The 6,124-nt window shown below is 62.4% G+C and carries 5 protein-coding genes and 2 tRNA genes; 4 read left to right on the forward strand and 3 right to left on the reverse strand.

What is annotated here, in order from left to right; genetic code table 11:
* Positions 1 to 132: 132 nt before the first annotated feature.
* From KFO72_RS26665 to earP, 3 genes are all read right to left on the reverse strand, one after another.
* A complete protein-coding gene (locus KFO72_RS26665) occupies positions 133 to 339 on the reverse strand; it encodes a CsbD family protein (RefSeq protein ID WP_007741080.1) in 207 nt (68 codons plus the stop codon).
* Positions 340 to 627: 288 nt separating this feature from the next.
* Positions 628 to 1,185 (reverse strand): elongation factor P, encoded by a 558-nt coding sequence (gene efp, locus KFO72_RS26670; RefSeq protein WP_035990188.1) that lies wholly within the window; start codon positions 1,183 to 1,185, stop codon positions 628 to 630.
* A 343-nt stretch (positions 1,186 to 1,528) separates the two neighbouring features.
* Positions 1,529 to 2,710, reverse strand: a complete 1,182-nt coding sequence (earP, locus tag KFO72_RS26675) for an elongation factor P maturation arginine rhamnosyltransferase EarP (RefSeq protein WP_225033407.1) — start codon at positions 2,708 to 2,710, stop codon at positions 1,529 to 1,531.
* A gap of 109 nt (positions 2,711 to 2,819) precedes the next feature.
* Here earP and uvrC point away from each other — a divergent pair, with 109 nt between their 5' ends.
* From uvrC to KFO72_RS26695, 4 genes are all read left to right on the forward strand, one after another.
* Complete coding sequence (gene uvrC / locus KFO72_RS26680) at positions 2,820 to 5,042, forward strand: excinuclease ABC subunit UvrC (protein WP_225033408.1); 2,223 nt, start codon at positions 2,820 to 2,822, stop codon at positions 5,040 to 5,042.
* A gap of 110 nt (positions 5,043 to 5,152) precedes the next feature.
* On the forward strand, positions 5,153 to 5,743 hold the full coding sequence (gene pgsA / locus KFO72_RS26685) for a CDP-diacylglycerol--glycerol-3-phosphate 3-phosphatidyltransferase (RefSeq protein WP_035990191.1): 591 nt from the start codon (positions 5,153 to 5,155) through the stop codon (positions 5,741 to 5,743).
* A gap of 161 nt (positions 5,744 to 5,904) precedes the next feature.
* A tRNA-Gly gene (locus KFO72_RS26690) sits at positions 5,905 to 5,980 on the forward strand.
* Positions 5,981 to 6,048: 68 nt separating this feature from the next.
* Positions 6,049 to 6,124: transfer RNA gene (locus KFO72_RS26695), tRNA-Gly, on the forward strand.

The raw sequence follows: 6,124 nt of genomic DNA on the forward strand, positions 1-6,124 counted from the left end.
ACTTTTCAGATGGACGGATGCCCGACGCACGCGGCTCGCCGTAGGCGGTGCCGCACGCACGGGCGCTGCTTTATGAGTGAGCTTGAGCGGCCAATGCTCCCGGTAGGCGTGGCGGGCTGGACGCGACCCCGATCAGAAGGGCCGGTTGCTGTCGAAAAAACGTCGCACTTCGAGCTCGGCTTCGTCGCGGGTCTTGCCATAGCGCTCCTGGATCAGACCCGCCAGCTTGTCGGCGCGGCCTTCTGCCTTGGTCAGTTCGTCGTCCGTAAGTTCGCCCCACGCGGTTTTCGCCTTGCCGATCATCTGTTTCCACTTGCCTTCAGCGATATCGTTGTTCATGACACACCTCCCGTATTTTCCGATGCGCGAAAGCCTTAAAAGGCCTGAACTATTCGATAAGCAGAATGCGTGCCAAACCGGCTAAGCCTGCAAAAGCGAGCCAGCGTGGGCTAGAAACAGTGGCCATGCGAGCCGGCCTGGCAAAATTGCATGACTGGCCGGTAAAGTTTTCCACTACCATACACGGTCGCGAAAAAAAGAAAAAGCGCCCCGGAGGGCGCTTTCAAAATTCAAAAACCCTGAGTCGACTCAGGGCTTAAGACGAATGCAATGCGGCGCTATTCAAATTTATGCGCGGCTGCGGTATTCGTTGGTACGCGTGTCGATTTCGATCTTGTCGCCGATGTTGCAGAAGAGCGGCACTTGCAGTTCGAAGCCGGTGTTCAGCTTGGCCGTCTTGAGCACCTTGCCCGACGACGTGTCGCCCTTGACAGCCGGTTCCGTGTAGATGATTTCACGGACCAGCGTGGTGGGCAGTTCGACCGAGATTGCCTTCTCGTTGTAGAACACGACTTCGCAAGCCATGCCGTCTTCGAGGTAGTTCAGCGCGTCGCCCATCATTTCGGCTTCGACTTCGTACTGGTTGTAGTCGGCGTCCATGAACACGTACATCGGGTCGGCGAAGTACGAGTACGTGACTTCCTTGCGGTCCAGCACGACGACGTCGAATTTGTCGTCCGCCTTGTACACGGTTTCCATGCCCGCGCCCGTCAGCAGGTTCTTGAACTTCATCTTGACGACGGCGGCATTGCGGCCCGACTTGTTGTATTCGGCCTTCTGCACGACCATCGCGTCGGTGCCGATCATCACCACGTTGCCGGTGCGGAGTTCTTGAGCGATCTTCATAAAACTGTCCTGTACGAAATAAGGTGCTTCAACTTTTTGCTCAACGGCATACGGCGTAAGCGGGTTCGGCGCCGACGCGCGCTTGACAACCCCCGGTTGACCACCCTTTTGAGCGGCCTGAAGGCGGATCGAGCAGGAGTGCGCGGTGAGCGGGGCCGGTGCTTGCCGGAACGGCGCCGATATTCCCTGACGCCTTGTTCCGTGCTTCGTCCGTCTGCTTCTTTTACCCGAAGCGGGCGCGTACGCGTGTGACACTGACCGACACAGCCGTGAAGACAGACTCTCGGTCCGCCGCCGTCTGGCCGCCGTGCCGCGCTTGCGTCGTCGGCCGTTGGATAACCGCTTATTTTAACTGACTTTTTGCGAATCCGGCGAGATTTCCGGCGAGATCGCCGATCGACGCGAGTTCGCGGGCCCAGTCGGCTGCGCGCGCGTCGAGCAGCCGACGGTGGCGTTGCAGATCGGCCCAGTCGGGCGTGCCGTTGCCGTTCCAGGCATGCCAGAAACGGCCGAGCGCGGCGCGGGCGGTGGCGGGAAGGCCGTGCGCGTAGTGCGCGAGGGCGGCGTCGAGCTTCGGCAGATGGGCGTCATCGGCCTGCGGGTAGATGTGCCAGACGAACGGCCGCGCGGCCCATTGCGCGCGTACGAATGAATCCTCGCCGCGCACGAAATTGATATCGCTCGCCCACAGCAGTTCGTCATAGCCGGGCTGGTCGGTGAATGCGAGCGCGTGCGCACGCAGGCTGCCGCGCGCTCGATGCGTGCCCGCCGCGAACGCCGGCAGGCTGAAGAACCGCGCGACTGCCCCCGAAATACGGCCTTCGGGCACGAGCAGCACGATTTCGCGTTCGGCGTCGCGCCACTGCTCGAGCAGGCTGTCGACGGCAGGGTTCTCATACGCGAACAGCGAGACGACGGTGGCCTCGCTGGACGGCGGCGCGCTGCCTGTCTTCGTTTGCCACCAGGCGGCGCGCGCGTCGGCTGACGATTCGAACGCCGCGCGGCGCGCGTCGAGATCGCGTTCCTTCAGCACGCCGCCCGTGCCCTCGCCGAGCCCCGGGAAGAAAAATGTCTTGTTCAACGCGTGACGGGGATGCGGCGACGGCCGCAAATGAAAATCCGCGACCCAGTCCTCGCCGCTCAGATACTCGAGATTGAACCAGACGGGCACGGGCTCGCGCCGCGCCATCGCTTCCACGTACACGTGCGGCAGTTCGCACGCGAACGCCTCGATCACGACGTTGGCGACCTGCAGCGTATCGCCCGCGTGCGCCGGCTCGTGCCAGTGCTCGACGACGATGCCGTCCACCGTCTGCCGCGCGCTTTGCACATCGACGGATGCGTTGAGCTTGTGAAACGCGTGCAGATCGTCGACGAACAGACGCACCTGCCAGCCATGTTCGCTCGCGAGTTGCCGCGCGAGCCGCCAGCAGACGCCGATGTCGCCGAAGTTGTCGATCACTGCGCAGAAAATGTCGCACGCGATCGTCGACGGCTGCAACGCTTGAGTGGGAGCGGAAGACATGATGGCGCCGCCTGGGTTCGGGCGTGGACGGAATGTTCTAAACTGGCGATTCTAAAGCACATCACCCACATGACACGCCGTCCGTATGCGGCGTCCAACCCGATTCTGCATGACCCGATCCGATTCCTCTCCCGCAGCCGGTGCCGCCGTGAAACCCGGCGCGGCCGAAGCCGTCGCCGAAGACTTCGACCCGAAGAAGGTGCTGCGCCAGTTGCCGCACATGCCGGGCGTCTATCGCTACTACGATGCGCAGGGCGCGGTGCTGTACGTGGGCAAGGCGCGCGACCTGAAGAAGCGCGTGTCGAGCTACTTCACCAAGACGCTGCTGTCACCGCGTATCGCGATGATGGTCACGCGGATCGCAAAGATCGAAACGACGGTCACGCGGTCCGAAGCCGAAGCGCTGTTGCTCGAGAACAATCTGATCAAGGCTTTGGCGCCGCGCTACAACATCCTGTTTCGCGACGACAAGTCATATCCGTATCTGAAGCTGACGGGTCATCAGTTCCCGCGCATGGCGTACTACCGCGGTTCGGTCGACAAGAAGAATCAGTATTTCGGACCGTTCCCGAGCGCGTGGGCTGTGCGGGAGAGCATTCAGATCCTGCAGCGCGTGTTCCAGTTGCGCACGTGCGAGGACTCGGTGTTCAACAATCGCACGCGGCCGTGTTTGCTGCATCAGATCGGACGATGCACGGCGCCGTGCGTCGCCGCGATCAGCGAAGAGGACTATGCACGCGATGTGTCGAACGCGTCGCGCTTCCTGCTCGGACGGCAGTCGGAGGTGATGAAGGAACTCGAGCAGAAGATGCACGCGTTTGCCAGCGAACTGAAGTTCGAGCAGGCAGCGGCCGTGCGCAATCAGATGAGTTCGCTGTCGACAGTGCTGCATCAGCAGGCCATCGAAGTGGGCGGCGAGAGTGACGTCGATATTCTGGCCGTCGTCGCGCTTGGCGGGCGCGTGTGCGTGAACCTCGCGATGGTGCGCGGCGGCCGGCATCTCGGCGACAAGGCGTACTTTCCGACGCACGTCGAAAGCGCGTTGACAGCCGAAGAGGGCGGTCTCGACGATGGCGATGAAATCGTCCGGGCCGAGCCCGCGACAGTGATCGGCGTCGAGGCGGAGCTGGGCGAGGAGTCTGATGAAGTCGTGAGTATCGGTGAAGACTCGGACGAAGACCCGGACGAAAACTCGCCGGAGGAAGGCAGCGAAGAGCTAGAAGTCGCTAGCGGCGCAGATGCAGATACCGACACCGCCGTCGGCAAGAAGCCGCGCCGCATGCCCGGCATCGAATCGGAAGTGCTCGAAGCGTTTATTGCCCAGCACTATCTGGGCAATCGCGTGCCGCCCGTGCTCGTGGTCAGCCACGCCCCCGCGAGCCGCGAACTCGTCGATCTGCTGATCGAGCAGGCCGGGCACAAGGTCACGCTGTTGCGCCAGCCGCAAGGCCAGAAGCGCGCCTGGCTCGCGATGGCCGAGCAGAACGCGAAGATCGCGCTCGCGCGGCTATTGTCGGAGCAAGGCTCGCAGCAATCGCGTACGCGCGCGCTCGCCGACACGTTGTCGCTCGAATGCGAAGACCTGGCGCATCTGCGCATCGAATGCTTCGACATCAGCCATACGATGGGCGAAGCGACGCAGGCGTCGTGCGTCGTCTATCACCATCACAAGATGCAGTCGTCCGAGTACCGGCGTTACAACATCACGGGCATCACGCCCGGCGACGACTACGCGGCGATGCGTCAGGTGCTCACGCGCCGCTACGAGAAGATGGTCGCGCAGGCCGCGGCAAACGCGAACGACGAAGCAGCCGAGCTGCAACCCGAAGCCGCCGCCGATCCGGCCATCGCGCCGGAAGGCGCGGAACCCGTTGCCGCGGGCGGGCAGCTGCCGAACATCGTACTGATCGACGGCGGCAAAGGGCAGGTCGAGATCGCGCGCCAGGTATTCAACGAACTCGGGCTGGACCTCGGCATGCTGGTCGGTGTCGCGAAGGGCGAAGGGCGCAAGGTTGGTCTCGAGACGCTCGTGTTCGCGGACGGTCGCTCGTCGCTCGAACTCGGCAAGGAAAGCGCGGCGCTGATGCTGGTTGCGCAGATCCGCGACGAAGCGCACCGTTTCGCGATCACGGGCATGCGCGCGAAGCGCGGCAAGACGCGCCAGACGTCGCGGCTCGAAGAACTGGAAGGCGTCGGCGCGAAGCGGCGTCAGCGGCTGCTGGCGCGCTTTGGCGGCTTGCGCGGCGTGGTGGCGGCGAGTATCGACGATCTCGCGAGCGTCGAGGGCATTTCGCGCGCGCTCGCCGAGCAGATTTATCGACAGTTGCATTGAACGCGTCCGTGTCTGCGTACGCCGCCGCGCCGTGCGCCCGAGCCTTGCTTGTGGCTCGCCCGGTGAAGCGGCACAATTGCATCTCTTATCTCAGAACGTAGCGCCTGCCCATGCCGTTTAATTTCCCGATCTTCCTGACGTGGCTGCGGATAGTGTTGATTCCGCTCGTCGTGGGCGTGTTCTATTTGCCGGACATGATGCTAAGTCCCGCGCACCGCAATCTGGCCGCAGCGACGATATTCATCCTCGCCGCGCTGACCGACTGGTTCGACGGCTTTCTCGCGCGTAAGTGGAACCAGACGTCGGCGTTCGGCGCGTTCCTCGATCCCGTCGCCGACAAGCTGATGGTGACAGCCGCCTTGCTCGTGCTGGTCCAGTTGTCGCGCCTGGATTCGGCGATCGCGCTTGTGATCGTCGGCCGCGAGATCGCGATTTCGGCGCTGCGTGAATGGATGGCGCAGATCGGCGCATCGAAGAGCGTCGCGGTGAATTCGCTCGGCAAGTTCAAGACGGCCTGCCAGATGACAGCGATTCCGATGCTGCTGTTCTATGGTCCGCTATCGCTCGGCGTGTTGTCGATCGACACGCGCGTGTGGGGTTTGTGGCTCATCTATCTCGCCGCATTCCTCACGATCTGGTCGATGCTGTACTACATGAAGCTTGCGTGGCCGCAGATCCGCGAGCGCGGTGGGATGGCGTGACGCAGAGGTTGATGCGCAGTGTCCGCACGATGCGTCAGTAGAATTTTCAATCTCTCGTACAAAAAGAGTTGACACGGTTCGGCGGCTTCTACATAATCTCGTTTCTCCGGTGCACGCGCTACTAAACAGCGCGAAACACTAGGAAGCAGTAGAAGCAAAACGCGGGAGTAGCTCAGTTGGTAGAGCGCAACCTTGCCAAGGTTGAGGTCGCGAGTTCGAGACTCGTCTCCCGCTCCAGATTTTGAAGCAGCGTTTTGCGGCAAGCAGTCAGCAGGGCGTTGTGAAGCAGTAAAGCGCAGGTTCATGCGGGAGTAGCTCAGTTGGTAGAGCGCAACCTTGCCAAGGTTGAGGTCGCGAGTTCGAGACTCGTCTCCCGCTCCA

The organism is Paraburkholderia sp. XV (assembly GCF_020177535.1).
In the GTDB taxonomy this organism is placed as follows: Bacteria; Pseudomonadota; Gammaproteobacteria; order Burkholderiales; family Burkholderiaceae; genus Paraburkholderia; species Paraburkholderia caribensis.